Source organism: Sphingomonas sp. CL5.1 (assembly GCF_013344685.1).
Classification (GTDB): Bacteria; Pseudomonadota; Alphaproteobacteria; order Sphingomonadales; family Sphingomonadaceae; genus Sphingomonas.
This window is the reverse complement of the sequence record NZ_CP050137.1, coordinates 4082356-4108044: the sequence shown is the minus strand read 5'-3', so window position 1 is coordinate 4108044 and position 25689 is coordinate 4082356. Positions and strand designations below refer to the sequence as shown.

The window sequence follows — 25689 nt, the reverse complement described above, 5'->3', positions numbered from 1 at the left end:
AAGCCGATGCAGGCGCGGGCTGACCGGCGGGGACTGTGGGCGGGGTTGCTTACGGGCGCCTTACTTGAAGGAATATCCGATCGCGGCGTCAGCGTAATGTCCATGTAAGCGACGGGGAATAGAGGGGCGCGAACGGCTCCCTTTTCCCGGGAACGAAGGCATCAACCGGCAGCGGACAGGGCGCGTGACCGACAATCTGGCTTCCTCGTCACCACTTCCGCCCGCGCGGGCGATCGGCCGCGCCGGGCAGCTTCGCCTCGTCGTGCTGGCCGCCGCCGTACTGGTGGCGGTGCTGCTGCTGATCGCGGGCGCGCGGGCGCTGTTCACCTCGCCGCCGCCGGTGCCGCCGAAATTGCCGGCGGGCGCGTTCAGGCCGACGCCGGAGCAGCTGGCGCAGCTCACCATCGCGCCGGTGACGAGCGGGGCGGATGCGCAGCTCGTGCGCGCCAGCGGGGCGATCGCGGTCGACGGGGATCACAGCACGCCCGTCCTGCTGCCGTTCTCGGGACAGGTGCTGGCGGTCTATGTCGAGCCGGGGCGGCGGGTGGCGAAGGGGCAGCCGCTGCTGCGCATCGCGTCGCCCGAGATGGTCGATGCGCGCAACGCGCTCGCGACGGCGGCGGCGCAGCGCGCGTCGGCGGCGGAGGCGCTGCGCGTCGCCACGGCCAGCGCCGCCCGGCAGAAGGCGATCTATGAGACGGCCGGCGGCGCGCTGAAGGATTACACCCAGTCGCAGGCCGATCTGGTCGCGGCGCAATCGGCGCTGCGCACGGCGGAATCGGCCGAGCGGGCGGCGCGCAACCATGTCGCGATCTTCGGCAGCAGCGGGGACAGCGGGGGACCCGCGGGGCAGCCCGCCACCGTCTATCGCGCGCCGGTCGCCGGGCTGATCGCGGATCGCAACGTCGCGCCGGGCCAGTTCGTCACCGCCGGCGGCACCACACCGCTGCTGACGATCACCGATCCCTCGCGCGTCTGGCTCGTCGCGCAACTGGCGGAGAGCGATGCGGCGACCGTCCACGTCGGCGATCAGGTGCGGGTGACGACGCCCGCGCTGCCCGGCCGCACCTTCGCCGCGCGGATCGACAATGTCGGCGCGGCGCTCGATCCGAACAGCCACCGCCTGCCGGTGCGCGCCTCGATCGACAACCCGGACGGCGCGCTCAAGCCGCAGATGTTCGCCTCCTTCACGATCAGCCGGCGGACCGGGGGCGGCGATGCCGTGCTGGTGCCCGGATCGGCGGTGATCCATGAGGGCGACAGCGCCCGCGTGTGGGTGGAGGGGCGCGACCGGCTGCTCTACGCCCGCCCCGTCACCACCGGGCCGAGCGAAGGCGGCTTCACCCGCATCCTCGCCGGCCTCAAGCCCGGCGACCGGGTCGTCACCAAGGGCGCGCTGTTCGTCAACGAGGCGGGCCTCGACCAATGAACCGGCTGGTCGAGCTGGCGCTGCGCCAGCGGATGCTGGTGCTGACGCTGCTGATCGGGCTGATCCTGGCCGGCGCGGTCGGCTTCGCGAACCTCAATATCGAGGCCTATCCCGATCCGGTCCCGCCGATGGTGGAGGTGCTGACGCAGAGCAACGGCACCTCGGCGGAGGAGATGGAGCGCAACGTCACCACCCCGATCGAAGTGGCGATCGCCGGGCTGCCGCACGTCACGGCGGTGCGTTCGATCTCGCTGTTCGGCCTGTCGGACGTGAAGATCCAGTTCACCTATGACGAGACCTTCCGCGAGGCGGAGCAACTCGTGCTCGGCCGCCTTTCGCAAATCCCGCCGATGCCCAACGGCGCGCAGCCGACCCTCTCGCCGACCAGCCCGATCGGGGAGATCTACCGCTACCGCATCGTCGGCCCGCCGGGCTATTCGGTGATGGACCTCAAGACGTTGCAGGACTGGGTGCTGCAACGCCGCTTCAAGCGGCTGCCGGGCGTCGTCGACGTCACCGGATGGGGCGGCAAGCTGCGCACCTATGAGGTGCGGCTCGATCGCGACAGGCTGATCGCGCATGGCGTCTCCGTGCCGCAGGTGCTGGCGGCGCTCGGCAAGAGCGACGGCAACGTCGGCGGGCAGACGGTGAATTTCGGCGAGCAGGCGGCGATCGTGCGCGGCGTCGGGCTGATCCAGTCGGTCGAGGCGATCCGCGACACGATGGTTGGCATGGGGGTCGGCACGGGGGGCGGCGCGGGCGGCTCGACGCCGGTGCTGCTGCGCGACGTGGGCGAGGTGGCGATCGGCAACATGCCGCGCCTCGGCATCGCCGGGGACGGCGCGGACGACGACATCGTCATGGGCATCGTGCTGATGCAGCGCGGCGCGCGGTCGATGCCCGCGATCCGCGCGGTGGAGCAGGAGGTGGAGACGGTCAATGCCGGCGGCGTCCTGCCCCCCGGCGTCCATCTGGAGCGCATCTACGACCGCTCGAACCTGATCGGCGTCACCACCCATACGGTGATGCACAACCTCGCCATGGGCGTGCTGCTGATCTTCGCGCTGCAATGGCTGTTCCTCGGCAACCTGCGCAGCGCGCTGATCGTCGCGGTGACGATCCCCTTCGCGCTGTCGGTCGCGGTGCTGGTGCTGATCTTCCAGGGCGAATCCGCCAACCTGCTGTCGCTCGGCGCGCTCGATTTCGGGCTGATCGTCGATGCGGCCGTCATCATGGTGGAGGCGATCTTCCGCCGCATGGCGGAGCGGTCGCACGATATCGGCACCGGGCGCATCCATGCGAGCACGGCGAACCGCTTCTCCGCGATCCTGCATGCGTCGAACGACGTGAGCCGGGGCATCTTCTTCGCCGCCGCGATCATCATCGCCAGCTTCCTGCCGCTGTTCACGCTGACCGGGGTGGAGGGGCATATCTTCGGCCCGATGGCCAAGACCTATGCCTATGCCATCGCCGGCGGGCTGGTCGCCGCCTTCACCGTCGCGCCCGTGCTGTCGGCGCTGCTGCTGCCGGACAAGCTGGCGGAGGTCGATACATGGGTGGTCCGCCAGCTGAAGCGGGTCGCCGAGCCGGCGGTGTCCTTCGCGCTCGCCAATCGCGTGCTGACGCTGGGGCTGACCGGGATCGCGCTGGCCGGCTCGCTCTATGCGGTGCGCGCGCTGGGCGTGGAGTTCCTGCCGCATCTGGAGGAGGGCAACCTCTACATCCGCGCCACGCTGCCGCCGTCGATCTCGCTGGAGGCGGGGCAGCCGGTGGTCAACGGCATCCGCCGCATCATCGCCGGGCGGCCGGAGGTGGAGCGCGTCGTCTCCACCCACGGCCGCCCCGACGACGGCACCGACGCGACGGGCTTCTTCAACGCCGAATTCTACGCGCCGCTGAAGCCGGCGGAGGACTGGCCGCGCGGCGCGAGCAAGGAGAAGCTCACCGCCGAGCTGCAACGGAAATTGCAGGCGAAATATCCCGGCGTGGATTTCGAATTCTCGCAATATATCCAGGACAATGTCGACGAGGCGTCGTCGGGCGTGAAGGGCGCCAATTCGATCAAGGTGTTCGGCAGCGATCTTGAGACGCTGGAAAAGATCGCGGGCGAGATCAAGGCGCAGATGGCGCAGGTGCGCGGCATCGCCGACCTCGGCGTGTCGGATTCGCTCGGCCAGCCGACCGTGCGCATCGACATCGACCGGCTGGCGGCGGCGCGCTACGGTCTCGCGCCCGACGACATCAACCAGACGATCGCGGCGGCGGTCGGCGGCGCGTCCGTCGCCAACCTCTACGAGAAGGATACCGATCGCTATTTCCCGATCGTCGTCCGGCTCGATCCGGCGCAGCGCAACGATATCGAGGCGCTGAACCGCATCACCGTCGGCGCGCCGGCGCCAAGCGGCAACGGGCTGGTGCAGGTGCCGCTGTCGGAAGTGGCGAAGATCCGCCTCACCTCCGGCGCGTCGTTCATCTATCGCGAGCATCAGGAACGCTATGTCCCGATCAAGTTCAGCGTGCGCGGTCGCGATCTCGGCAGCACGGTGGACGAGGTGAAGGCGCGGATCGCGAAACATGTCGTGCTGCCGCCGGGCTATCACCTCGAATGGGCGGGCGAGCTGGGCAACCTCGCCAATGCGGTCGCGCGGCTGGAGGTGGTGGTGCCGATCAGCCTGCTGCTGATCGTCGTGCTGCTGTTCGCCAATTTCGGCTCGATCCGGGACACGATGCTGGCGTTCAGCGTCATCCCGATGGCGCTGATCGGGGGCGTGCTGGCGCTGGCGCTGACGGGCACGCCGTTCAGCATCTCCGCCGCGATCGGCTTCGTCGCGCTGTTCGGCATCGCGGTGATGGACGGCATCCTCGTCGTCGCGACCTTCAACACCCAGGTCAACGAAGGGCTGGCGCGCGACGAGGCGATCGCCGTGACGGTGCGCCACTGCCTGCGCCCGGTGGTGATGACCTGCCTCGCGGCCGCGATCGGCCTGCTGCCGGCGGCGATCTCGACCGGCATCGGTAGCCAGGTGCAGAAGCCGCTGGCGCTGGTGGTGGTCGGCGGGATGACGCTGGCGCCGGTGCTGATCCTGATGGTGCTGCCGGTGCTGATCGTGCGCTTCTCGCGCCATCACGGGGCACACGGCCACGCCGAGCACCGGCACCATGCCGACGGCACGCCGATGGAGCCGGCATGATGCGCCTGTTTCCCGTCTCGCTCGCGGCATTGCTGCTCGCGGGCTGCACGATCGCTCCCGCGCATCCGGGGACGGAGGCGCCGCTGCCGCCCGCGCGCGTATCCGAGACGATCGCGCCCGTAACCGGCGGGGCGCAGCGGCTGGAAGCGGGCGCGCCCGCGCTCGCCGAATGGTGGCGCGCGTTCGGCAGCGCGAAGCTCGACGCGCTGGTCCGCGCCGCGCTGGCGCATAACGAGGATCTGGCGACCGCCGAAGCCAACCTCCGGCAGGCGCGCGAGCTGGCCAGCGCCACCGCCGGGGCGCAGGGACCGAAGGTGGACGCCGGCTATCAGGCGGAGCGGACGCGGATATCGCGCGCGCTCTCCCCGCCGCTCGCCGACAACGTGAGCTATCTCTACACATTGCATACCGCGCAGGTGACGGTGGCCTATCCGCTCGACCTGTTCGGCGCGGGACGCAACGCGGTGCGCTCGGCCCGAGCGGCGGCCGAGGTGGCGGGGCAGCGGCTGGAGGCGGCGCGGATCGCGGCGGTCGCCAATCTCGTCGTCGCGGCGATCCAGCATGCCGCGCTCGACGCGCAGGTGGCGGCGACGGAGAAGGCGATCGCGGACAATCGCGCGCTGGTCGCGATGCTCGAACGCCGCCGCGCGCTAGGCGACGTGGGGCTGGCCGAGGTGACGGCGCAGCAGACCGTGCTCGCCAATGTCGAGACGGCGCTGCCGGCGCTGGAGCGGCAGCGCGATCACCAGGCCGGGCTGATCCTCTCGCTGCTCGGCCGCCCGGCTGGCTCGCCGCTGCCCGACCTGCCGGCGATGGAGGAACTGCACTTGCCCGCCGACCTGCCGCTGTCGCTGCCGTCCGATATCGTCGCGCATCGCCCGGACGTGCGCGCGGCGGAGGCGCAGATGCGCGGCGCGGCGGCGGATGTCGGCGCGGCGATCGCGGCGCGACTGCCCGCGATCACGCTGAGCGGCAATGCCGGCGGCTCCTCGACGCGTTTCCTCGACATGTTCGCCAGCGGCAATCCGTTCTTCGCGCTGATCGGCGGCGTGACCCAGCCGATCTTCCATTCCGGCGAATTGCGCCATCGCCAGCGCGCGGCGGAGGCGGCGCTGGACGCGACCAAGGCGCAATATCGCGCGGCGGTGTTGCAGGCGTTCCTCGACGTGGACGATGCGCTATCCGGCCTGCGCACCGACGCCGCCGCGCTGGACGCCGCCACGCGCGCCGACGATGCCGCCGGGCGCACGCTGGCGATGACGCGGCGGCAGATGGAGCTTGGCGCGGTCGGCACGCTGGCGCTGCTCAACGCCTCGTCGGCGGCGTCGCAGGCGTCGGTGCAGCGCCTCCAGGCGACCGCCGCGCGGCTGACCGACACGGTGGCGTTGTTCCAGGCCTGCGGCACGCCGGTCGGCGCGCGCTAGGACGGATCGACATTCAGCCCTGACGGCCTGCAAATGGCGGCTTTCCGCGCTTCCGGTGCTCACGGACCTGTAGTTCGCTGCGCTTCCGGTTACGGAAAACCATCATTTTCGGCTCGTCATCTTCCGAATGTCGATCCATCCTGCACCGTCTGGAGCATGTAGCCGACGCCGCGCACCGTCTGCACGGTCAGCGCCAGCCCGGCGTTCTTCAGGTGGCGGCGGATGCGGTGGATATAGACCTCCACCGCGTTCGACCCGAGGCTGTCGCCCGCGCCGAACAGCTGGTCCTCCAGCACGCGCTTGGGCACGACGCGATCGAGCTGGCGCATCAGCAACTCCAGCAGCTCGCCCTCGCGCACGGAAAATTCCAGCAGCGCGCCATCGACGCGGAACTGCCGCGCCTCGGTGTCCAGCTCCAGCGCTCCGGCGCGCAGCAGCCGGTCCTTATAGCCGGATTCGCGCCGCAGGATCGCCAGCACGCGGGCGTGAAGCTCGTCGAAATGGAACGGCTTGGCCATGTAATCGTCGGCCCCGGCGCTGAGGCCGAGGATGCGATTCTCCACCTCGCCGCGCGCGGTGACGATCAGGATCGGCTCGTTGTGCCGCGCCGCGCGCAGCCGCCGCAGCAGGTCCAGCCCATCCTCGTCGGGCAGGCCGAGATCGAGGATGACGAGCGCATAGCGCGTCGTGCGGATCAATATCTCCGCGTCGCCGGCATCCGCCGCGATGTCGCAATGCAGGTGTCGGCCCGCGAATGCCTCGCGCATCGCCTCGGCAAGCTCGGCATTGTCCTCGACGATCAGCAATCTCATCGCGGCTTCATGCGGTGCTTGCGCTCCCGATTCAACGCGGATCAACCATGCGGACCGGCATAGCCCGGCAGATAGGCGGCCTCCGCGCCGCGCGCGAGCTTGAGCGCGCGCTGCACCGCCGTATCGAAATCCTTCTCCAGCAGCGCGGCCTTGACGCGATGACGCAGGAAATCCGCCCACAGGAATTCCGAATAGGGCGTGTCGTCCTTGGCATAGCCGCCCGCGCGGCGCAGCTCGCCGGCGAGCGAGCGATAGGGGTCGTCGCGCAGCTTCGTGACTTTCCGGGGCAGATCGTCCGCCGACCGGCGCACGCCATGCTCGTCAAAGGGGTGCAGCCAGTTGCGGTTGTCCATCACCGTCATGAACATCCCTGGCGGAAGGTGGCTCAGATCGGCGACGACGCGCACGAGCACGGTTTTCTGCCCCGCGTCGTGCAACGCGAGCGCGAGGTGATGGCTGTCGATCAGCCACGGTCGCTGCTTCGGCCCGATCACGGCGGGGACGAGATGGTGCGACAGGAAATTGGCGTCGGTGGACTGGGGACGTTCCTCCCAGTCGCGGCGCTTGCGCGCGACTTCACGTTTTCCGACCGTCATCTGTGTCGGGCGCAGATCCAGGATCGGGGTCGGCTTCAGAACCGGTGGAAAATCCTGCATCGTCATTTCCCTCTATCGTCGCCACCGCATCCGCGACGCTGAAGCTGCTTCGCGCGACGAGCGTGTCCTGCCCGGCGCGGTGGAACAGGTCGCGGATATGATCGTGAACGCGCGCGAGCCGCAAGCGGATGCCGTTGCGCTTCAGCCGCCCGTCGAACTCGATCAGGCAATCGAGCGCGGTGCTGTCGAGATCGGAGCTTTCCTCGAGGCTCAGCACCAGCGCGCGATCGCCGCCCAGCCGCCGTTCCACCTCGCCCATCACCCGCTCCGCATTGCCGAAGAACAGCGGCTGCGCGGGGCGCAGGATCGCGACCCCCGGCAGCGCCTTCGCCTCCGGATGACGCGCGAGATCGACGAAATCGTGCCCGCCGTCGAGCTGCCCCAGCGTCGCGAGATGCGGCGCGGCCATGCGCTGGATCAGCGCCGCGAGCGACAGGCCGATCGCGATCAGCATCCCGTCGAGCACGCCGAACGCCAGCACCGAGGCGGCCGCCGCGAAGGCCACCACCTCGTCGCGGCCGATCTTCCACAAATGGATGAACGGCGCGGGGGAGAGCGCGTGGGTGAGGGCGGCGATCACCACCGCCGCCAGCACCGCATCGGGCAAATGCGCGATCGCCGGCCGCCCGAACCATGCGAGCAGCGCCAGCGCGACCGCCGCGACCACCGACGTCCAGCGCGACGCCGCCCCCGCCGCCTCGCTCGCCGAGCCGACGGAGAAGCCCGCGCCGACCGGCATCCCCCGCACCAGGGCGGCGGCGAGGTTGGCGCCGCCGATCGCGGCCAGCTCGCGATCCGGGTCGATCGTGTCGCCGTGGCGCAACGCCAGCGCGCGCATCGTGCCCCAGCTTTCCGCGAACAGGATCAGCGCCAGCGGCACGACGAGCTGCGCGAGCTGCGACCCTTCGCGGAAGGTGAGCGCGGGGATGGCCGGCAGGCCGGGCGCGAGCGCGATCACGCCCACCGTCCGCACGCCATGCGCGGGCAGGTCGAGCAGCATCGACGCGGCGATGCCCAGCGCGAGCACGATGAAGGCGGCCGGCACGCCCCGCATCCGCCGCAGCGCCATCAGCAGCGCGAGCGCCAGCACGCCCGTCGCCACGCTGGCGCCATGCCACGCGCCGATCGCGCCGAGCTGCCGCCCGATCAGCCGCAGCAGGTTGCCACCCGGCGCCGGAACGCCGGTGATCGCGGGGAGCTGGCGCAGGATGATGGTGACCGCAATGCCCAGCGCGAAGCCGCGCAGCACCGGCCGGGCGATCAGGCTGGTCAGCGCCCCCAGCCGCAACGCGGCGGCGATCAGGAACAGCATTCCCGCGAAGGCCACCGCCGCCGTCGCCAGCGCGCCGCGCATCGCCGGATCGTCGGGTATCGCCGCGAGCGCCGCCGCGAGGATCGCGGCGGAGGACGAGGTGGGGGAGACGATCGCGAACCGGCTGCGGCCGATCGCGGCATAGGCGAGGCATCCCGCGACCGCCGCCGTGATCGCGCGCGCCGGCTCCAGCCCGGCGATGCTGGCATAGGCGACCGCTTCCGGCAGGAGCAGCCCGGCCACCGACATTCCGGCGATAACGTCCGCTCGCGCCATGCCGCCACGCTAGCCGCTTTTACGTCGGGGACAAGCGAGGACAGACGGTGCTTCGGATGCTAGGTATCGTGACGTTCAGGAGGAGGTTCGTCGTGATGCTACAGGCATTTCCGGCATTGGCCGGGCGGCGTGTGCTGGTGGTCGGCGGCAGCTCGGGTATCGGGCTGGCGGTCGCGCGATCCGCCGCCGCCGGCGGCGCGCGGATGACGATCGCCGCGCGCGATCCCGGCAGGCTGGCGGAGGCGGTCGCGGGCATCGGCGGCGGCGCCACCGGCGAGGTGCTCGACATGACCGACGCGGCGCGGGTCGAGGCGTTCCTCGCCGCCGCCGCGCCGTTCGATCATATCGTCGTCACCGCCGCCGCGCTTCGTTCCGGCCCCATTCGCGATCTGCCGCTGGCGGCGGCACAGGCGACCTTCGCCTCGAAATTCTGGGGACCGTATCTCGTCGCCAGATTCGCGCGCTTCAACGACGATGGATCGCTGACCCTGGTGTCGGGCGCCGCCGGACGGCGGCCACGCGCGGGGCGGGGACCGGTCGCGGCGGCCTGCGCGGCGATCGAGGCGTTGACGAAGGTGCTCGCCGCCGAGCTTGCGCCGGTGCGGGTCAATTGCGTTTCGCCCGGCCTGACCGACACCGCGATGCTGCGCGCCGCCGGGGCCGGGGTCAGCGTGCCGCCGGGTCTGCCGGTGAAGCGCATCGGCACGCCGGAGGAAGTCGCCTTCCAGATCCTGTCCTGCGCCGCGAATCCCTATATGACCGGCGCGATCGTCGATATCGACGGCGGCATGTCGCTCGTCTGAGCGCGACCGGGGAGAGGAAAATGGCTTTCGTCCTGTATGAGCATCCGCTTTCATCCTATTGCCAGAAAGCGAAAACCGCCTTCTACGAAAAGGGCGTGCCGTTCGAGACACGGATGCTCGACGGGTCGGAGCCGGTGGCGTCGGAGTTCGCGGCGTTGTGGCCGATCGGCAAGTTCCCGGTAGCGACCGACGGCGAGCGGCTGGTGTTCGACGCGACGACGATCATCGAATATCTCGACGCGCGCTTTCCGGGCGGGACGCCGCTGCTCCCCGCCGATCCGCTCGCCGCGGCGGAGGTGCGGATGCTCGATCGTTTCTTCGACCACTATGTAAACTATCCGCAGCAACGCATTGTCGTCGGGCGGATCGGGCGCGACGACGCCTCGCGCGAGGCGCAGTGGCGCGCGGCGCTGGAAACCGCCTATGACTGGCTGGAGGCGTGGCTCGGCAAGCGCGAATGGGCGGCGGGGGATGGTTTCTCGCTCGCCGATTGCGCCGCCGCGCCGGCGTTGCTCTATGCCGACTGGACCCATGCGATCCCGTCGCGGCATCAGGCGCTCCACGCCTATCGCGCGCGGCTGCTGGCCCGGCCCAGCTATGCCCGCGCGCTGAACGAGGCGCGGCCGTATCGCCACATGTTCCCGCTCGGCGCGCCGGAAGGGCGCGACTGAGCCTTCAGGCGACCTTGCGCTGGCGCATCCCGCCGGTCGCGTGGGTGAGGCGGTCGATGTCGAAGGCCTCGGCGAACTGGATGCCGGCGCGGCCGTCGCGCGCCCAGCGGACCTTCGCCGGGAAGAGCTGGTTCTCGATCAGCTCGATCAGCACGTCGGTGCCCACCGCATCCTCCGGCAGCTCCAGCCCGTCGATCATCGCCCCGCCGGCCGAGACGTTGCGGATGCGGATATCGCCCGCCGCGTCGCCGATCTCCAGCCGCGCGGTGCGCAGCATCGAGGTGCGCGCCGCGCGGCTGATGCGGTGGCCGATCGGCCGCGCGATGCCGGTCGCGCCGCGCCATTGCTCCAGCACCTCGTCGGCGCGCAGCGGCGGGCCATAGACGAAGCCCTGGATATGGCTGCATCCCAAGTCGCGGATCAGGCCGATCTCGTCCTGCTGCTCGACGCCCTCGGCGGTGGTTTCCATGCCCAGGGTGTCGGCGAGCGTGACGATCGCCTTGATGATCGCGGCATTGCGGTTGCCCGGCTGGATCGCCCCGCGCACGAAGCTCTGGTCGATCTTGATCTTGTCGAACGGCGCCTTCTTCAGATAGCCGAGGCTGGAATAGCCGGTGCCGAAATCGTCCAGCGCCAGCCGCACGCCGATGCCCTTCAGCGCGCGGAACATCAGCTCGGTCGAGCCTTCCTCGTCGAGGAACACGCTCTCGGTGATCTCCAGCTCCAGCCGCTGCGGCGCGATGCCCGATCCGGCGATGGCGCTGGTGACGATCGCCGGCAGCACCGGATTGGCGAATTGCAGCGGCGAGACGTTGACCGCGACGCGCACGTGATCGGGCCATTGCGCCGCCTCCGCGCAGGCGGTGCGCAGCACCCATTCGCCGATCTGCTCGATCAGCCCGCATTCCTCCGCCACCGGCACGAATTCCGCCGGGCTGATCGGCCCGCGCGACGGATGCTCCCAGCGCAGCAGCGCCTCATAGCCGACGATCCGCGCCTCCGCGGTGGAGACGACCGGCTGATAGGCGAGGTGGAACTCGTCGCCCGCCAGCGCCTGGCGCAGGTCGTCCTCCAGCCGCTTGCGGTTCTGCGCCCCGGCGAGCAGCTCCGGGCGATAGAAGCGGTGGACGCCGCGCCCTTCGGCCTTGGCGGCGTAGAGCGCGAGATCGGCGTTGCGCACGAGCGTCTCGACATCCTCGCCATGCTCCGGCGCGATCGCGATGCCGATCGAGCAGCCGATCGACAGCGTCGCCCCAGCGATGACATAGGACGCGGAGAGCGCGGCGATGATCGCCCGCGCGATCTCCGCCAGATGGTCGCGCCCGGCATCGCGCGGAAAGATGATCTCGAATTCATCGCCGCCGAGCCGGCCGACCAGCCCCGCGTCGCCGACCGTGCGTTGCAGCCGCAGCGCGACCTGCTTGAGCAACTCGTCCCCCATCTGGTGCCCGAGCGTGTCGTTCACCGCCTTGAAGCGATCGAGGTCGAGCAGGAACAGGCCGGTGGCCGAGGGGGTGTTGCGATCCGCGATCAGCGTCTTCTCGAGCGACCGTCGCATCTGCTGCCGGTTGGCGAGGCCGGTCAGGCTGTCGAACAGCGCCAGCCGGTTGATCTCCGCCTCCGCCCGGCGCTTTTCGGTGAGATCCGAGCCGGAGCCGATAAAGCCCTGGAAATAGCCGTAATCGTCGAGGATCGGACGGCCCGATATTGACCAGCGGCGATCGACCGCGCCGTCGAACGCGGCGCGCACCGAATAATCGGAGAAGCTGGTGCGCGAGGAGAGGTGGAAGGTCAGCGTGCGCTCGGTATCGATCAGCTCCGAATCGACGCGGAAGATGTTCACCAGCCGCTCGCCGACCGGCGGCATCCCCATGCGACCCAGCTCGTCCGCCACCTTGCTGGTGATATAGGTGACGTTGCCCGCGCGGTCGGTCTGCCAGAACCAGCCGGTGCCGTGCGCCTCGAACTCGTCGACCAGCCGCGCGGCGAGGCGGCTGGCGTCGCGTTCGATGACGCGTTCGGCGTGCATCACCATGTCGCGCCGCGCGGCGCGGACCATGCCGCCGGTGAAGAAGATCGCCAGCACGGTCGCCGTCGCGAAAGGGAAACCCGGTCCCGCCGTCACCAGCACCATCGCCGCCAGCGTGACGGCGAAGGCGATGCTCGCCGCGCGAATCGCGTGCAGCGAGACGGCGGCCGCGACCACCGCGCCGAATCCGGCGACGAAGGCGGCGATGCGTATCTCCTGCGTGGCCAGCGTGCGGGCGGAATCAAGCAGCAGCGACAGCGCCGCCGCCAGCACCGCCGCGAGCAGCGCGACGGCGGCGGTGCGCTGGTAGGCGGCAAGAGCCTCGACGCGCGGAAACGCCAGCACGGCCAGGATCGCAAGGCCGGTGAGCGCGGCGATCACGCTGTGATCGGGGAACATGCCGATGCTGTTCCCGTCGAACAGATGCCGCCCGAGCACCGCAAGCGGCCCGAGCACCAGCATCGCCAGTGCGAACGGCCAGATCGTCCGCGCCTCGCGCAGCTTCTCGACCCGCGCCGTCTCGATCGCCGGGTCGGAAACCGGCGCAAGCCCCAGCGCGTCCAGCAAGGAACGGGAAGTGGCCGAAACGGTACGCGGCGCAGGGCGACGGGATTTGCTCATTCCCGCCCCGTAACGGGAAACGCGTTGGGATCAGGTTAGCGATCACGCTTAAGAATTAATGGCTGCCGATACGAAATCATTCTATATCAACGTGATAAATGAATATGGTTCATTTTGGATCATCTGGTTGAAACGCATCCGAAATCATGTGCCGGCTGGAATCCGCGTCTTCGCGGGTGACGCTGGCGCACACAGGCCCTATCTCCGGCCAATGCGAAAACCAAAGGCCGGCCTGCCGACCCGCCAGCAGATCATGGACTTCATCGCCGAGAGCGATCACCCGGCGGGCAAGCGCGAGATCGCGCGCGCCTTCGGCCTGACCGCGCAGGAGAAGATCGCGCTCAAGGCCCTGCTCAAGGACATGGCCGATGAGGGGCTGATCGATTCCGCGCCCGGCCGCGCCTTCCACAAGATGGGCGGCGTGCCCAAGGTGACGGTGCTGCGCGTCGCCGACGTGGACGATGGCGGCAACGTCTGGGCGGTGCCGGAGCGGTGGGAGGCGGAGACGCCGCCGCCGCGCCTCAGGGTGCGCGAGCGCAAGCGCGGCGCGCTGGCGATCGGCGCGCGCATCCTCGCGCGGACCGAGGAGGCCGGCGGTGGGTGGATCGCGCATCCGATGAAGGCACTAGCGCCCTCGTCGGAGCAGATGATCGGCGTGCTGCGCGGGGAGGGCGACCGGCTGTGGCTGCAAGGCGTGGAGAAGAAGGAGCGGCGCGAGTTCCCCGTCTCCGAGGCCGGCGGCGCGGAGGCGGGCGATCTCGTGCTGGCCGAGCGCGCCGGGCGGCCGCCGCGCATTACCGCGCGCGTGGTGCAGCGGCTCGGCGATCCCTTCGCCCCGCGCAGTTTCTCGCTGATCGCGATCCACCAGTTCGGCATCCCGGATCGCTTCTCCGAGGGCGCGCTGGAGGAGGCGGAGCGCGTCGCGCGCCAGCCGCTCGGCGACGGGCGCGAGGACCTCACCCACCTGCCGATCGTCGCGATCGACCCCGCCGATGCGCGCGACCATGACGATGCGGTATGGGCCGCGCCGGATGACGACCCCGCCAACGCGGGCGGGTGGCAGGCGATCGTCGCGATCGCGGACGTCAGCTTCTACGCCCGCCCCGGCTCGGCGCTGGACCGTGATGCGCGCGGGCGGGGCAATTCGGTCTATTTCCCCGATCGCGTCGTGCCGATGCTGCCGGAGGTGCTGTCGGCCGATGTCTGCTCGCTGAAAGAGGGCGAGGATCGCGCGGCGCTCGCCTGCCATCTCCAGGTGACGAAAGGCGGGGCGCTCAAATCGTGGCGCTTCACCCGCGCGACGGTGCGGATCGCGGCGAACATCGCCTATGAGGACGCACAGGCGACGATCGACGCTGGCGCGGGGCCGATGCTGGAGGCGCTGCGGCCATTGTGGGGCTGCTGGCAGGCGCTGGCGGCGGCGCGCGACCAGCGCGAGCCGCTCAATCTCGACCTGCCCGAGCGGCGCGTGGTGCTGGACGAGAAGGGCCGCATCATGTCGGTCGCCCCGCGCGAGCGGCTCGACGCGCACCGGCTGATCGAGGATTACATGATCGCCGCCAACGTCGCCGCCGCCAGGGCGCTGGAGGCGAAGAAGGCGCCCGTCATGTACCGAGTCCACGAGCCGCCCGCGCGCGAGAAGCTGGTGGCGCTGAAGGACTATCTCGATACGTTCGGGATCAGCTTCGCGTTGGGGCAGGTCATCAGGCCCGCCACCTTCAACCGCATCATCGACAAGGTAGGCGAGGCCGATTTCCGGCCGCAGATCATGGAGCAGGTGCTGCGCACGCAGACGCAGGCCTATTACGCCCCCGGCAACCACGGCCATTTCGGGCTGGCGCTGGGCAGCTATGCGCATTTCACCTCGCCGATCCGCCGCTATGCGGACCTGATGGTGCATCGCGCGCTCGTCTCGGCCTATGCTCTCGGGCCGGGCGGGCTTGCCGGTGACGAGGATTTCGAGCGGATCGGCGAGGCGATCAGCGGCCTCGAACGCCGCGCGATGGAGGCGGAGCGCGACACGATCGACCGCTATGTCGCCGCCTATCTCGCCGAGCGCGTCGGCGAATTGGTGGAGGCGCGGATCACCGGCGTGGTCAATTTCGGCTTCTTCGCGACGGTCGAGGGCGTCGGCGGCGACGGGCTGATGCCGGTGCGCGATCTCGGCGGCGAATATTTCCGCTTCGACGAAGCCTCGCGCCGGCTGGTGGGAGAGACGAGCGGCGAGGAATATGTGCTCGGCCAGCACCTGCGGCTGCGGCTGGCGGAGGCGAACCCGGTTTCCGGCGCGCTGCGCTTCGAGCTGCCGGAGGGGAAGGGGGCGCTGCCGCCGCCGCGCCGCGACGGGCCGAGGCGGGGGATCAAGCGGCGCGGCCGCCCCGCCAACATCCGGCATCAGGGGCGCAGGAAATGAAGCTCAATATCGTCGGCCGCATCGCCGAGGGCGTGGTCATCCGCGCCCAGACCGCGATCATCAGGCATTTCACCGATGCGAAGGCGACCAGCGCCGAGCGCGCCATCGCGTTCGAGCCGGACAGCCGCGCGCAGAAACGCGTCTTCCGCCGCATGACGCGCTTCGGCGCGGTGCGGCCGGCGGAGGGCGGGCGCTGGTTCCTCGATGAAGGCGCGCTGGTCAATTTCCGCAAGGAGGAACTGGCGCGGCTGCTCGGCGTGATCGCGCTCACCGGCTTCGCAGCGGCGGGCGCTATCGCGATGGGGCGGTGACCCGTCGCCGCGCCAGCGCATAGAGCCGCACCGCGAGGATCAGCAGCACGACCGGCGTGAAGATCAGGCCGGTGAGGAACTGTTCCCGCGCGAGCAGCCGGCCGGCATAAGCGGCGAAGAAGGCGAGCCACAGCCCCGACAGGCCGAGCAGATGCACGCGTCGCCACCACCGCCCCATCCATCGCTGCGCGTCGTTCGACGAGGTGAGCGCCATCGCCGCCAGCAGGAGGTAGATGATCGCGCCACCGACCTGCGCCTTCCACGGGCGCGGGTGATAGATGGTGATGTTGATGAGCAGCGCGGCGAGGTGGATGAACAGCAGCAAGGCGGTGGCGAGGCCGAGATGGCGCCGCGACCGCGCCAGCCAGTGGACGGCCGGACCATGCCACAGCCGGCTTGCAGGCCCCGCGATGAACACGATGGTGAAGGCGAGGAACGAAACGCGCGCGGTATAGCGCGCCGCCAGCAGCGCGCGTTCGGCCGGATCTTCGCCCAGCAGCAGGGCGCTGGCGATGGCGACCGCCGCGAGGAACGACGCGACGACGTAGATCGCCCACGGCGCCCGCCATCCCCTTGCCGTTCCCTCGCTCATCCCGATCCCTTTTCCGGCGCGGGCTGCGGGCGCGCCTTTCACCCCGCCGTGAAGGTCATCCCCGCCTTCGCGACCAGCCGCTTCACCAGCGCGTCGCCCATGATCGCGCCGGGCGTCCAGACGCCGCCGCTGCCGGTCACGTCCTCGACGAGGCACAGCGCGCTTTCGGCGAGCATCTTGCTGGTCGAGCCGTAGCCGGGGTCGCGGTCGCCGGTCACCACCGCGTCGATCCGGGCGCCGTCCGGCATCAGGCCGACGAACAGCACGTCGTAATGCCCGCTGTCGCGCTCCTCCTTCGAGGGGCCTTCGCCGGGCTTCGGCCCCTTGTCGCCGGCGAGCGGGTTGATCTTCGCCAGCGCCTCGGCCGCCGCCTTGCCGACGTCGCCCAGTCCGGCGACGATCATCTCGTCATAGACGAAATCCTTGCCGTATTTCTCGCCGAGCAGGAAGTTGGTGCGGTGGACGTTCTTGGTGTTGATCGGCGCCATGATGAACGGCGCGACCCAGGCGGCGATGGTCGAATCATATTCCGGGATCAGCCCGGTCGGCTGGCGCGGCCCGCTATGCCCCGGCGTCAGCGCGAAGGGGCTGGCGAGCAGCGCGACCAGCGACGGATCGCGCGCCGCCGCTGCCAGCGTCGCCTTGAGGCTCGCGGCGGTGCCGCCGGAGAACTTGCCCTTCATCGTGCGCACGCGGCATTTGACGCGCGGCGCGGGCTTGCCGAAGCGCTTGATCGCCGCCTCCTGCAGCGTCAGCACGCCGAGATCGAACGGAATCGAATCGAAGCCGCAGGAAAAGACGATGCGCGCGCCGGTCTCCTTCGCCCGCGCGTCATGCGCGTCGATCATCGCCCGCATCCAGCCCGGCTCGCCGCACAGGTCGACGTAAGCGGTGCCGGTCTCGACGCAGGCCGCCACCAGATCGCCGCCGTAGAGCTGGTACGGCCCGACGGTGGAGATCACCACCGTCGCGCGCGCGGCCATCGCGCGCAGGCTTGCGGGATCGTCGGAATTGGCGGTGATGAGCGGCACGTCGGCCGCTACGCCCATCTCGTCCCGCACCTCCTGAAGCTTGGAGAGCGAGCGCCCGGCCATCGCCCATTTCGGGCCGCCAGAGCCATAGGTCTGTTGCAGATATTCCGCCACGAGCCGCCCGGTGAAACCGGTCGCGCCATAGACGATCACATCGAATTCGCGCGCCATCACTGCTCTCCCAAATGCCTTGCCGGCGATTAGAGCAGAAAGGCGCGGGGGGCGCTACGCCGCTTCGCTGAATTGCAGGCTGGCGAGCCGGGCATAGAGGCCGCCGCGCGAGATGAGCGTGGCGTGGGTGCCTTCCTCGACGATCCGGCCGTCGTCCATCACGACGATGCGATGCGCCGCGCGGACGGTGGCGAGGCGATGCGCGATGACCAGCGTGGTGCGGTCGGTCATCAACCGGTCTAGAGCTTGCTGGACGAGCAGTTCGCTCTCCGCGTCGAGCGCGCTGGTCGCCTCGTCGAGCAGCAGGATCGGCGCGTCGCGCAGCAGCGCGCGGGCGATCGCGACGCGCTGGCGCTGCCCGCCCGACAGCCGCGCGCCGCCCTCGCCGAGATAGGTGTCCAGCCCCTCCGGCAGCGCGCGGAGGAAATCGGCGGCATTGGCGGCCTCGGCGGCGGCCCACAATTCGTCGTCGTTCGCCTCCCATCGGCCGTAGCGCAGGTTGTCGCGGGCGGAGGCGGCGAAGATCACCGTCTCCTGCGGCACCATCGCGATATGGCTGCGGATCGCGGCCGGATCGGCGTCGCGCAGGTCGACGCCGTCGATCGTGATGCGCCCGCCCTGCGGGTCGTAGAAACGCTGGAGGAGTTGGAACAGCGTCGTCTTGCCCGCGCCGGACGGGCCGACCAACGCCACCGTCTCGCCCGGCGTCACCGACAGGCTGAAATCGTGCAGCGCCGGGGCATCCGGGCGGCTCGGATAGCGAAACTCGACATGCTCGAACGCCACCGCCCCGCGCGGCGGCAGCGGGAGAAGCAGGGGGGCGGGGGGCGCGGCGATCTCCGGCTTCTCGGCGAGCAGCTCGGCCAGCCGCCCCGCCGCGCCCGCGCCGCGCAGCAGGTCGCCATAGACCTCGGTCAGCGCGCCGAACGCGCCGGCGACGATCCCGCCGGTCAGCACGAACGCCGCGATCGCGCCGCCGGACAGGCGGCCGGCGGCGACGTCGATCGCGCCTTCCCACAAGACCATCGTGATCGAGCCGAAGATCAGCCCGATGACGATCGCGGTCATCACCGCACGCACCAGGATGCGGCGGCGGGCGGCGGCCATCGTCGCCTCCACCGCGTCGGCGAAGCGCTGCGCCTCGCGCTCCTCCTGCCCGAATGCCTGGACGATCTTCATCGCGCCCAATGTCTCGGTCGCCATCGCGCCGACGTCGGCGATGCGGTCCTGCGAGGTGCGCGAATAGGCACGCACGCGCCGCCCGAGCAGCGCGATCGGCAGGATGACCACCGGGATGCCCAGCACCAGCATCCCCGCCAGCTTGGGCGAGATCGCGAACAGGTAGATCATCCCGCCGATGCCGGTGAACACGTTGCGCAGCGCGACCGACATGGTCGAGCCGACGACATTCTCGATCTGCGCGGTATCGGCGGTGAGGCGCGAGGCGATCTCCGACGGGCGGTTCTCCTCGAAGAAGCGCGGCGTCAGCGTCAGCAGGTGGCGCTGCACGCGGGCGCGGATATCCGCCACCACGCGCTCGCCCAGCCACGACACCGAATAGAAGCGGATCGCTGTCGCCACCGCCAGCACCAGCACGATCATCAGCAGATAGTGGAAGGCGCTGGCCATGTCGCCTTGCTGCGCGCCGGGGCCGAAGCCGCGATCGATCACGCGCTTGAAGCTGTACGGGATCGCGATCGTCGCCAGCGAGGTGACGGTCAGCGCCGCGCCGGCGGCGGCGATGCGGGCGGGGTAGCGCCGCGCATGATCCCACACCAGCGCGAGGTTGCCGAGACGACGGCGTGGGGCTTCGGTTGGCGCTTCGGTCGACATGCCCCGCGCCTAGCAGGACGGCCCCTCCGGCTCAACGGCGCGTCCCGATGGTGGACAATATGTCACATATGGTTTCGCGATTGCAGCATTTTAATTTGTCATCGATCTGAAACGCGCTACCTAGTTCGAATTCGAAGAATGGCCGGATCAGGATACCCGATGCTCTACGACGCGTATGAATTCCAGCGGTCGATGCTCGCCAGCGCCAGCGCCTGGGCCAATTTCGGCGCGGGGATGTTGCAGAGCCGGGCAAACCCGTTCGCCTATTTCGGCGGCGGCACGATTCTGGGCAGCGCGCTGGAGGTGTTCGCCCATGCGGCGGCGCCGCGCGGCAAGCCGGCGTTCGGGCTGGATCGCACCACCGTCGCCGGCCGCGAGGTGGAGGTGGTCGAGGAGATCGTCCTGCAAAAGCCGTTCGGGCAACTGAAGCGTTTCGCGCGCAAGGGCGTGAAGGGCGGGCCGAAGCTGCTGATCGTCGCGCCGATGTCCGGCCATTTCGCGACGCTGCTGCGCGGCACGGTCGAGCGGATGCTGCCGACCTGCGACGTGCATATCACCGACTGGCGCGACGCGAAGCTGGTGCCGACCGACGCTGGCCGCTTCGACCTCGACGATTACATCGACTATCTGGTCGAGTTCATGGAGGCGATCGGGCCGGGCGCGCATATGCTGGCGGTGTGCCAGCCCTCCGTGCCGTGCTACGCCGCCGCCGCGCTGATGAGCGCGGACGGCAATCCGTGCCGGCCCAGGACGCTCACGATGATGGGCGGCCCGATCGACACGCGCGAGGCGCCGACGGCGGTGAACACGCTCGCCACCGAGCGGCCGCACGCCTGGTTCCGCCAGAACGTGATCGCCACCGTGCCGGCGATGTATCCGGGCGGCGGGCGACGGGTCTATCCCGGCTTCCTCCAGCTCACCGGCTTCATGTCGATGAACCTCGGCAACCACATGATGAGCCATTGGGAGATGTTCAAGCATCTCGTCCGCGGAGATGGCGAGAGCGCCGAGGCGACCAAGGAATTCTACGACGAATATCGCTCGGTCTGCGACATGACCGAGGAATTCTACCTCCAGACGATCGACGTGGTGTTTCAGGAGCACAAGCTGCCGCGCGGGCTGATGACGCATCGCGGGCGCGCGATCGATCCGGCCGCGATCACCGACATCGGCCTGCTGGCGATCGAGGGCGAGCGCGACGACATCTCCGGCATCGGCCAGACCAAGGCGGCGCTGACGCTGGCGACGAAGCTGCCGGAGGAGAAGAAGCATTATCTGCTCGCCGAGGGCGTCGGCCATTACGGCATCTTCAACGGCTCCAGATGGCGCAACCGCATCGCCCCGGTGGTGGAGCAGTGGATCGCCGCGAATAGCTGAGGCTTACGGCTTATCCGGAAAGCGGGGCCGCGTGCCGCTGCCGGTTTCGCCCGGCATGACGCGCCCTTGCGACGCTAGGGTCAGGACCCATTGATATGAGAAGCGCGATCTGATTCAGGCTCCGTGAGGAGACTGAGAATGAGCGACTTGTACTGGCTGACTGACGAGCAGATGGATCGTCTGCGCCCCTATTTTCCCAAGAGCCACGGCAAGCCGCGTGTTGACGATCGGCGGGTGTTGAGCGGCATCGTATTCGTGAACCGCAACGGGCTACGCTGGCGCGATGCGCCCAAGGAGTATGGCCCCCACAAGACGCTGTACAACCGGTGGAAGCGATGGGGCGATATGGGCGTGTTCCTTCGCATGATGGAAGGGCTGGCTGCTGAAGGCGCCGAACCAGCGACGATCATGATTGATGCGACCTATTTGAAGGCGCACCGCACAGCTTCGAGCCTGCGGGTTAAAAAGGGGATCTCGGGCGCCTGATCGGCCGCACCAAGGGCGGCATGAACACCAAGCTTCACGCCGTCACCGACGCCAACGGCCGCCCGCTCAGCTTCTTCATGACCGCCGGGCAGATCAGCGACTACACCGGAGCTACGGCTCTGTTGGACGACCTGCCCAAAGCGAAATGGCTGCTGGGTGACCGCGGCTATGACGCCGACTGGTTCAGAGAGGCTTTGCAGGCGAAGGGCATCAAGCCCTGCATTCCGGGCCGCAAATCTCGGCTGCAGCCCGTCAAATACGACAAGCGCCGGTACAGACGCCGTAACCGCATCGAGATCATGTTCGGCCGCCTCAAGGACTGGCGGCGCGTCGCCACACGCTACGACCGGTGCCCGCGGGTGTTCTTCTCTGCCATCGCACTCGCAGCCACCGTCATCTTCTGGCTCTGATCAACGAGTCCTGACCCTAGTTCTTCAGGCGCCAGCCGGTGCGGAACACCACGCCGATCGTCGCGAGGCATGCCGCCAGCAGCGTCAGCGTCACCGCGAGGCTCACCGTCACCGCCACGTCGCTAGCGCCGAAGAAGGTCCAGCGGAAGCCGTTGATGAGATAGACCACCGGGTTGAACAAGGTCACCGTCCGCCACGGCTCGGGCAGGATCAGCACCGAATAGAACGCCCCGCCGAGGAAGGTGAGCGGCGTCACGATCAGCAGCGGAATCACCTGCAACTGCTCGAACCCCTTGGCGAAGATGCCGATGACGAAGCCGAACATGCAGAAAGTGACCGAGATCAGCGCGAGATAGCCGATCATCGCCAGTGGATGCAGCACGTGGAGGTCCACGAACAGATGCGCCGTCGCGAAGATGATGAGCGCGATCAGCATCGATTTGCTCGCCGCCGCGCCGACATAGCCCAGCACGATCTCCAGCGGTGACACCGGCGCTGACAGCAACTCGTAGATCGTGCCGGTGAAGCGCGGCATGTAGATGCCGAAGCTGCCGTTCATGATGCTTTCGGAGAAGATCGCCAGCAGCATCAGCCCCGGCACGATGAACGCGCCATAGGGCACGCCCGATACTTCGCGCATCTGCGACCCGATCGCCGAGCCGAACACGATGAAATAGAGCGAGGTGGTGATGACCGGCACCAGCAGGCTGGTCCACACGGTCCGCCCGAACCGCGCCATCTCGAAGCGGTAGATCGCCCAGACGCTGTTGAGGTTCACGCCTTCTCCCCCACCAGATCGACGAAGATATCCTCCAGGCTCGATCGCGACGTCTCCAGATCGGTGAAGGCGATCCCCCGGTCCGACAGCGCGCGCAGCAGCGAGGGGATGCCGGTATGCTCGGCCTGCGCGTCGAACACGTAGCGCAGCGTACGCCCCTCGTCCTCCAGCGCGAGATGCCATTGCTCCAGCCCGGCGGGCAGCGCGCCGAGCGGCTCGGCCAGCGCCAGCGCCAGCTCGCGGCGGCCGAGCTTCTTCATCAACGCGTCCTTCTCCTCGACCAGCAGCAGCCGGCCGCGATTTATCACGCCCACCCGATCGGCCATCTCCTCCGCCTCCTCGATATAATGGGTGGTGAGGATGATCGTCGCGCCGTTTTCGCGCAGGCGGTGGACCAGTTTCCACATGTCGCGGCGCAGGGCCACGTCCACCCCGGCGGTCGGCTCGTCGAGGAACAATATCTGCGGCTCGTGCGCCAGCGCCTTGGCGATCAGCACGCGGCGCTTCATCCCGCCGGACAGCTCCATGATCCGCGCCTTGCGCTTGTCCCACAGCGAAAGGTCGCGCAGGATCTGCTCGATATAGCCGGGGTTGGGGCCAAGCCCGAACAGCCGGCGCGAGAAGGTGACGGTGGCGAGCACGCTCTCGAACGAATCGGTCGAAAGCTCCTGCGGCACCAGCCCGATCGCGCGGCGCGCGGCCTTGTAGTCGCGGATCGCGTCATGCCCCGCGACGGTGATCGTGCCGGCGGAGGGGGTGACGATGCCGCAGACGATGCTGATGAGCGTCGTCTTGCCCGCGCCGTTCGGGCCGAGCAGCGCGAATATCTCGCCCCTGCGGATCGCGAGGTCCACCGGCTCCAGCGCGGTGACGCCGCCGGCATAGGTCTTGGCGACGCCCTCCACGCGGAGGATCGCGTCCTCGCTCATGAGCGCGCCGCCCGCGCGGCGGCGATCGCCTCTTGCAGCTTGTCGAGCGGCAGCGCGCCGGACAATACGCGATCGCCGACCACCCAGCTCGGCGTGCCGCGCATCCCCAGTTTGGCGGTGGTGGCGAGGTTGTTGCGGATCTCGTCGTCGGCGTCGGACGGGGTTTTGGAAAGATCGACGCCGGTCGCGCGTGCGGCGGCGGCGATCGTCTGCTCGCTCACCGGCCCGGCGGCGTAGAGCGCGTCGTGGAACGGCTTGAACTTGCCCTGCGACGCGGCGGTCAGCGCGGCGCGCGCGGCGGCGAGGCTGCTCTCCGCCAGCACCGGCATCTCGCGGAACACGATGCGCAGCTTCGGATCGGCCTGCACCAGTTTGTCGAGCGTCGGCAGCGATGCGCGGCAGTAGCCGCAATTATAGTCGTAATATTCGACCAGGGTCACATCGCCATTGGGGTTGCCCATATAGGCGTTGCCATAGGGCGTCTCGATCGCCGAGCGCATCGTGGCGATCACCCTGGCGTTCTCGCGGTCGTTGAGCCGCTGCATCGCCTCCGGGATGATGTCCGGGTTGGCGAGGATATAGTCGCGGACGGTATGCTCGATCCGCGCGCGATCCGCGCCGGAAAGCTCGCCGGGGGCCACGCGCTCGGCCAGCCAGGTGCCCACCGCGCCGAATGCGGCGCCGATCACCACCAGCGCCACCACCAATGTTCGATTCATTTGCGCTTATACTTCTTCGGGTTGTCGTTCATCTCGTTCTGCGCCGTCATCGCGATATCCTGCGCGCGAATCCAGTCCGGCGTGTTCTTCGGGACGCCGGCCATCGCGACGCGGGCGCTATAGGCGGCGGTGCGCATGTCGCCGTTCATGCTGGCGGTTTCCGCCGTGGCGAGCGCGGCGCGCGCCTCGTCGCCGCTCTGCTCGTAGGCGGTGCCGAGCTGATACCAGGCGAAGGGATTCTCGTCGTCGCGCGCCACCGCGCCGCGCAGCACCTTGATCGCCTCGGGCAGGTTGGCCTTGTCCTCGGTGGCGATCAGCGCGTGGCCGAAGGTGGTGGCGATCAGCGGGTTATTGCGGGAAAGGTCGGTCGCCTCGCGCAACGGGGCCAGCGCGTCGGCCGGCTTGCCCGCCTCCAGCAGGATCTGGCCCTTCACCTCAAGGAAATAGGGATCGTGGGGCGCGGCCTTCACCAGCGCCTCAGCCTCCGCGTCGGCTTTGTCGGGATAGCCGGCCTTGTGATAGGCATAGGCGCGCGCATAATGCGCATAGATCGACTTGTCGCTCTCCGGATAGGCGGCCAGCGTGCGCTGCGGCGGGTTCACATAGCCGATCAGCTTCGCCTTCACGCGCAGGAACCGCTCCTGCAACGCCGGATCGGGCGGCTTGTTGTAGGCGGGAGAGGCGGTGATGTCCGCCGTCATCGTCTGGATGCGCTCGCCGGAAAGCGGGTGGGTCTGCATGAATGGGTCGATATTGTTCAGCCCGTAGCGATATTCCTGCTGCTGCAACGTCTTGAAGAACGACAGCATGCCCTTGCCGGTGATGCCGGCGGCGTTGAGATATTTCACCGCGCTGGCGTCCGCCGTCGATTCCTGCGTGCGGGTGAAGGCGAGGAACTTGCCTAGCGCGGCCTGCTGCCCGGCGGCCATCACGCCCATCCCGGCCTCGCCCGCGCCGGCCGCCGCCGCCGCGATGCCCAGCACCATCGAGAGCAGGTAGATCGCCATCGCCGGCCTGGTGCCCGCGCCGGCGTTGACGATATGCCCGTCGGCGATGTGGCCAAGCTCGTGCGCGATCACGCCCTGCACCTGGTTGGCGTTGTCGGCCGCCTGGATCAGCCCGCTGTGGATATAGACGGTCTGCCCGCCGATCACGAAGGCGTTGATCGAATCGTCGTTGACCAGCGCGAACTGCACGTCGCGCGGATTGAGCCCGGCGGCCTTCACCAGCGGCGCGGACATGTCGTGGAACAGCGACTCCGTTTCCGCATCGCGCAACAGCGACTGGGCGTGGGCGGGTTGCGTCCAGATCAGGATCGCGGTGGCGAAGGCGGCCAGCGTCCGCTTCATCAGGTTGCTGCTTCCCTGCGCTTGGCCCGCATGCGGGCGGTGACGGCCGGGTTTCTGCGACGGTGG

The 25689-nt window shown here is 69.2% G+C and carries 20 protein-coding genes; 9 read left to right on the top strand and 11 right to left on the bottom strand.

Going from position 1 to position 25689, the window contains the following annotated elements; translation table 11 throughout:
- Positions 1-184 precede the first annotated feature (184 nt).
- Genes F9288_RS19655 through F9288_RS19645 form a run of 3 tightly spaced genes read left to right on the top strand, consistent with a single transcriptional unit; the run spans position 185 to position 6044 of the window.
- Positions 185-1429: an efflux RND transporter periplasmic adaptor subunit gene (locus F9288_RS19655; protein ID WP_174838330.1), complete on the top strand. Its 1245-nt coding sequence runs from the start codon at positions 185-187 to the stop codon at positions 1427-1429.
- Complete coding sequence (locus tag F9288_RS19650; RefSeq protein ID WP_174838329.1) at positions 1426-4620, top strand: efflux RND transporter permease subunit; 3195 nt, start codon at positions 1426-1428, stop codon at positions 4618-4620. The genes F9288_RS19655 and F9288_RS19650 overlap by 4 nt, the downstream gene beginning before the upstream one ends.
- Positions 4617-6044, top strand: coding sequence for an efflux transporter outer membrane subunit (locus tag F9288_RS19645; protein WP_368076174.1), 1428 nt, complete (start codon positions 4617-4619; stop codon positions 6042-6044). The genes F9288_RS19650 and F9288_RS19645 overlap by 4 nt, the downstream gene beginning before the upstream one ends.
- A 116-nt stretch (positions 6045-6160) precedes the next feature.
- Here F9288_RS19645 and F9288_RS19640 read toward each other — a convergent pair whose 3' ends face one another.
- From F9288_RS19640 to F9288_RS19630, 3 genes are read right to left on the bottom strand one after another with little or no spacing between them, the layout of a single operon-like run.
- Positions 6161-6856 (bottom strand): response regulator, encoded by a 696-nt coding sequence (locus F9288_RS19640; RefSeq protein ID WP_174838328.1) that lies wholly within the window; start codon positions 6854-6856, stop codon positions 6161-6163.
- 41 nt (positions 6857-6897) lie between these two features.
- Positions 6898-7452 carry a ParB-like protein gene (locus F9288_RS19635; RefSeq protein WP_254620976.1) on the bottom strand — a complete coding sequence of 185 codons (555 nt, stop codon included), beginning with the start codon at positions 7450-7452 and terminating at the stop codon, positions 6898-6900.
- Positions 7433-9100 carry a SulP family inorganic anion transporter gene (locus tag F9288_RS19630; RefSeq protein WP_174838326.1) on the bottom strand — a complete coding sequence of 556 codons (1668 nt, stop codon included), beginning with the start codon at positions 9098-9100 and terminating at the stop codon, positions 7433-7435. The genes F9288_RS19635 and F9288_RS19630 overlap by 20 nt, the downstream gene beginning before the upstream one ends.
- A 95-nt stretch (positions 9101-9195) precedes the next feature.
- Here F9288_RS19630 and F9288_RS19625 point away from each other — a divergent pair, with 95 nt between their 5' ends.
- Together F9288_RS19625 and F9288_RS19620 are read left to right on the top strand one after the other, a co-directional pair.
- A complete protein-coding gene (locus F9288_RS19625) occupies positions 9196-9903 on the top strand; it encodes an SDR family oxidoreductase (RefSeq protein WP_174839211.1) in 708 nt (235 codons plus the stop codon).
- A 20-nt stretch (positions 9904-9923) separates the two neighbouring features.
- A complete protein-coding gene (locus F9288_RS19620) occupies positions 9924-10574 on the top strand; it encodes a glutathione S-transferase family protein (protein ID WP_174838325.1) in 651 nt (216 codons plus the stop codon).
- A 4-nt stretch (positions 10575-10578) separates the two neighbouring features.
- On the opposite strand, the gene F9288_RS19615 is transcribed toward F9288_RS19620, so the two are convergent.
- Entirely contained in the window at positions 10579-13224 is a 2646-nt protein-coding gene (locus F9288_RS19615) for an EAL domain-containing protein (RefSeq protein WP_254620975.1), read from the bottom strand.
- Positions 13225-13435: 211 nt separating this feature from the next.
- Here F9288_RS19615 and F9288_RS19610 point away from each other — a divergent pair, with 211 nt between their 5' ends.
- Complete coding sequence (locus F9288_RS19610; RefSeq protein ID WP_174838324.1) at positions 13436-15637, top strand: ribonuclease R family protein; 2202 nt, start codon at positions 13436-13438, stop codon at positions 15635-15637.
- The gene (locus F9288_RS19605; RefSeq protein WP_174838323.1) at positions 15634-15948 is read left to right on the top strand and encodes a hypothetical protein; all 315 of its coding nucleotides are present in this window, start codon (positions 15634-15636) and stop codon (positions 15946-15948) included. Before F9288_RS19610 ends, F9288_RS19605 begins: the two co-directional genes overlap by 4 nt.
- On the opposite strand, the gene F9288_RS19600 is transcribed toward F9288_RS19605, so the two are convergent.
- The 3 genes from F9288_RS19600 to F9288_RS19590 are packed head-to-tail and all read right to left on the bottom strand — an operon-like array spanning position 15929 to position 19575.
- Positions 15929-16540: a hypothetical protein gene (locus tag F9288_RS19600; RefSeq protein ID WP_174838322.1), complete on the bottom strand. Its 612-nt coding sequence runs from the start codon at positions 16538-16540 to the stop codon at positions 15929-15931. The genes F9288_RS19605 and F9288_RS19600 overlap by 20 nt on opposite strands.
- Before the next feature lie 38 nt (positions 16541-16578).
- Positions 16579-17742 carry a trans-acting enoyl reductase family protein gene (locus F9288_RS19595; RefSeq protein ID WP_174838321.1) on the bottom strand — a complete coding sequence of 388 codons (1164 nt, stop codon included), beginning with the start codon at positions 17740-17742 and terminating at the stop codon, positions 16579-16581.
- Positions 17743-17796: 54 nt separating this feature from the next.
- Positions 17797-19575: an ABC transporter transmembrane domain-containing protein gene (locus F9288_RS19590; protein WP_174838320.1), complete on the bottom strand. Its 1779-nt coding sequence runs from the start codon at positions 19573-19575 to the stop codon at positions 17797-17799.
- A 159-nt stretch (positions 19576-19734) separates the two neighbouring features.
- On the opposite strand from F9288_RS19590, the gene F9288_RS19585 reads away from it, so the two are divergent.
- Complete coding sequence (locus tag F9288_RS19585; RefSeq protein ID WP_174838319.1) at positions 19735-20952, top strand: polyhydroxyalkanoate depolymerase; 1218 nt, start codon at positions 19735-19737, stop codon at positions 20950-20952.
- Between the two features lie 138 nt (positions 20953-21090).
- A protein-coding gene (locus F9288_RS19580) for an IS5 family transposase (RefSeq protein ID WP_174834848.1) occupies positions 21091-21848 on the top strand; the annotation gives its coding sequence in 2 pieces (ribosomal slippage) (positions 21091-21424 and positions 21424-21848; 759 coding nt in all).
- Positions 21849-21864: 16 nt separating this feature from the next.
- Here the strand turns inward: F9288_RS19580 and F9288_RS19575 are convergent.
- From F9288_RS19575 to F9288_RS19560, 4 genes are read right to left on the bottom strand one after another with little or no spacing between them, the layout of a single operon-like run.
- A complete protein-coding gene (locus tag F9288_RS19575; protein WP_174838318.1) occupies positions 21865-22626 on the bottom strand; it encodes an ABC transporter permease in 762 nt (253 codons plus the stop codon).
- The gene (locus tag F9288_RS19570; protein ID WP_174838317.1) at positions 22623-23555 is read right to left on the bottom strand and encodes an ABC transporter ATP-binding protein; all 933 of its coding nucleotides are present in this window, start codon (positions 23553-23555) and stop codon (positions 22623-22625) included. Before F9288_RS19570 ends, F9288_RS19575 begins: the two co-directional genes overlap by 4 nt.
- The gene (locus F9288_RS19565; RefSeq protein WP_174838316.1) at positions 23552-24274 is read right to left on the bottom strand and encodes a DsbA family protein; all 723 of its coding nucleotides are present in this window, start codon (positions 24272-24274) and stop codon (positions 23552-23554) included. The genes F9288_RS19570 and F9288_RS19565 overlap by 4 nt, the downstream gene beginning before the upstream one ends.
- Positions 24271-25623, bottom strand: coding sequence for a M48 family metalloprotease (locus tag F9288_RS19560; RefSeq protein ID WP_174838315.1), 1353 nt, complete (start codon positions 25621-25623; stop codon positions 24271-24273). The genes F9288_RS19565 and F9288_RS19560 overlap by 4 nt, the downstream gene beginning before the upstream one ends.
- Positions 25624-25689: the final 66 nt, after the last annotated feature.

Excerpts from the sequence above, each read along its gene's own strand:
- F9288_RS19650 (WP_174838329.1), top strand. The coding sequence starts at position 1,426 with ATGAACCGGCTGGTCGAGCTGGCGCTGCGCCAGCGGATGCTGGTGCTG.
- F9288_RS19645 (WP_368076174.1), top strand. The coding sequence starts at position 4,617 with ATGATGCGCCTGTTTCCCGTCTCGCTCGCGGCATTGCTGCTCGCGGGC.
- F9288_RS19640 (WP_174838328.1), bottom strand. The coding sequence starts at position 6,856 with ATGAGATTGCTGATCGTCGAGGACAATGCCGAGCTTGCCGAGGCGATG.
- F9288_RS19635 (WP_254620976.1), bottom strand. The coding sequence starts at position 7,452 with ATGACGGTCGGAAAACGTGAAGTCGCGCGCAAGCGCCGCGACTGGGAG.
- F9288_RS19630 (WP_174838326.1), bottom strand. The coding sequence starts at position 9,100 with ATGGCGCGAGCGGACGTTATCGCCGGAATGTCGGTGGCCGGGCTGCTC.
- F9288_RS19625 (WP_174839211.1), top strand. The coding sequence starts at position 9,196 with ATGCTACAGGCATTTCCGGCATTGGCCGGGCGGCGTGTGCTGGTGGTC.
- F9288_RS19620 (WP_174838325.1), top strand. The coding sequence starts at position 9,924 with ATGGCTTTCGTCCTGTATGAGCATCCGCTTTCATCCTATTGCCAGAAA.
- F9288_RS19615 (WP_254620975.1), bottom strand. The coding sequence starts at position 13,224 with ATGAGCAAATCCCGTCGCCCTGCGCCGCGTACCGTTTCGGCCACTTCC.
- F9288_RS19610 (WP_174838324.1), top strand. The coding sequence starts at position 13,436 with ATGCGAAAACCAAAGGCCGGCCTGCCGACCCGCCAGCAGATCATGGAC.
- F9288_RS19605 (WP_174838323.1), top strand. The coding sequence starts at position 15,634 with ATGAAGCTCAATATCGTCGGCCGCATCGCCGAGGGCGTGGTCATCCGC.
- F9288_RS19600 (WP_174838322.1), bottom strand. The coding sequence starts at position 16,540 with ATGAGCGAGGGAACGGCAAGGGGATGGCGGGCGCCGTGGGCGATCTAC.
- F9288_RS19595 (WP_174838321.1), bottom strand. The coding sequence starts at position 17,742 with ATGGCGCGCGAATTCGATGTGATCGTCTATGGCGCGACCGGTTTCACC.
- F9288_RS19590 (WP_174838320.1), bottom strand. The coding sequence starts at position 19,575 with ATGTCGACCGAAGCGCCAACCGAAGCCCCACGCCGTCGTCTCGGCAAC.
- F9288_RS19585 (WP_174838319.1), top strand. The coding sequence starts at position 19,735 with ATGCTCTACGACGCGTATGAATTCCAGCGGTCGATGCTCGCCAGCGCC.
- F9288_RS19570 (WP_174838317.1), bottom strand. The coding sequence starts at position 23,555 with ATGAGCGAGGACGCGATCCTCCGCGTGGAGGGCGTCGCCAAGACCTAT.
- F9288_RS19565 (WP_174838316.1), bottom strand. The coding sequence starts at position 24,274 with ATGAATCGAACATTGGTGGTGGCGCTGGTGGTGATCGGCGCCGCATTC.
- F9288_RS19560 (WP_174838315.1), bottom strand. The coding sequence starts at position 25,623 with ATGAAGCGGACGCTGGCCGCCTTCGCCACCGCGATCCTGATCTGGACG.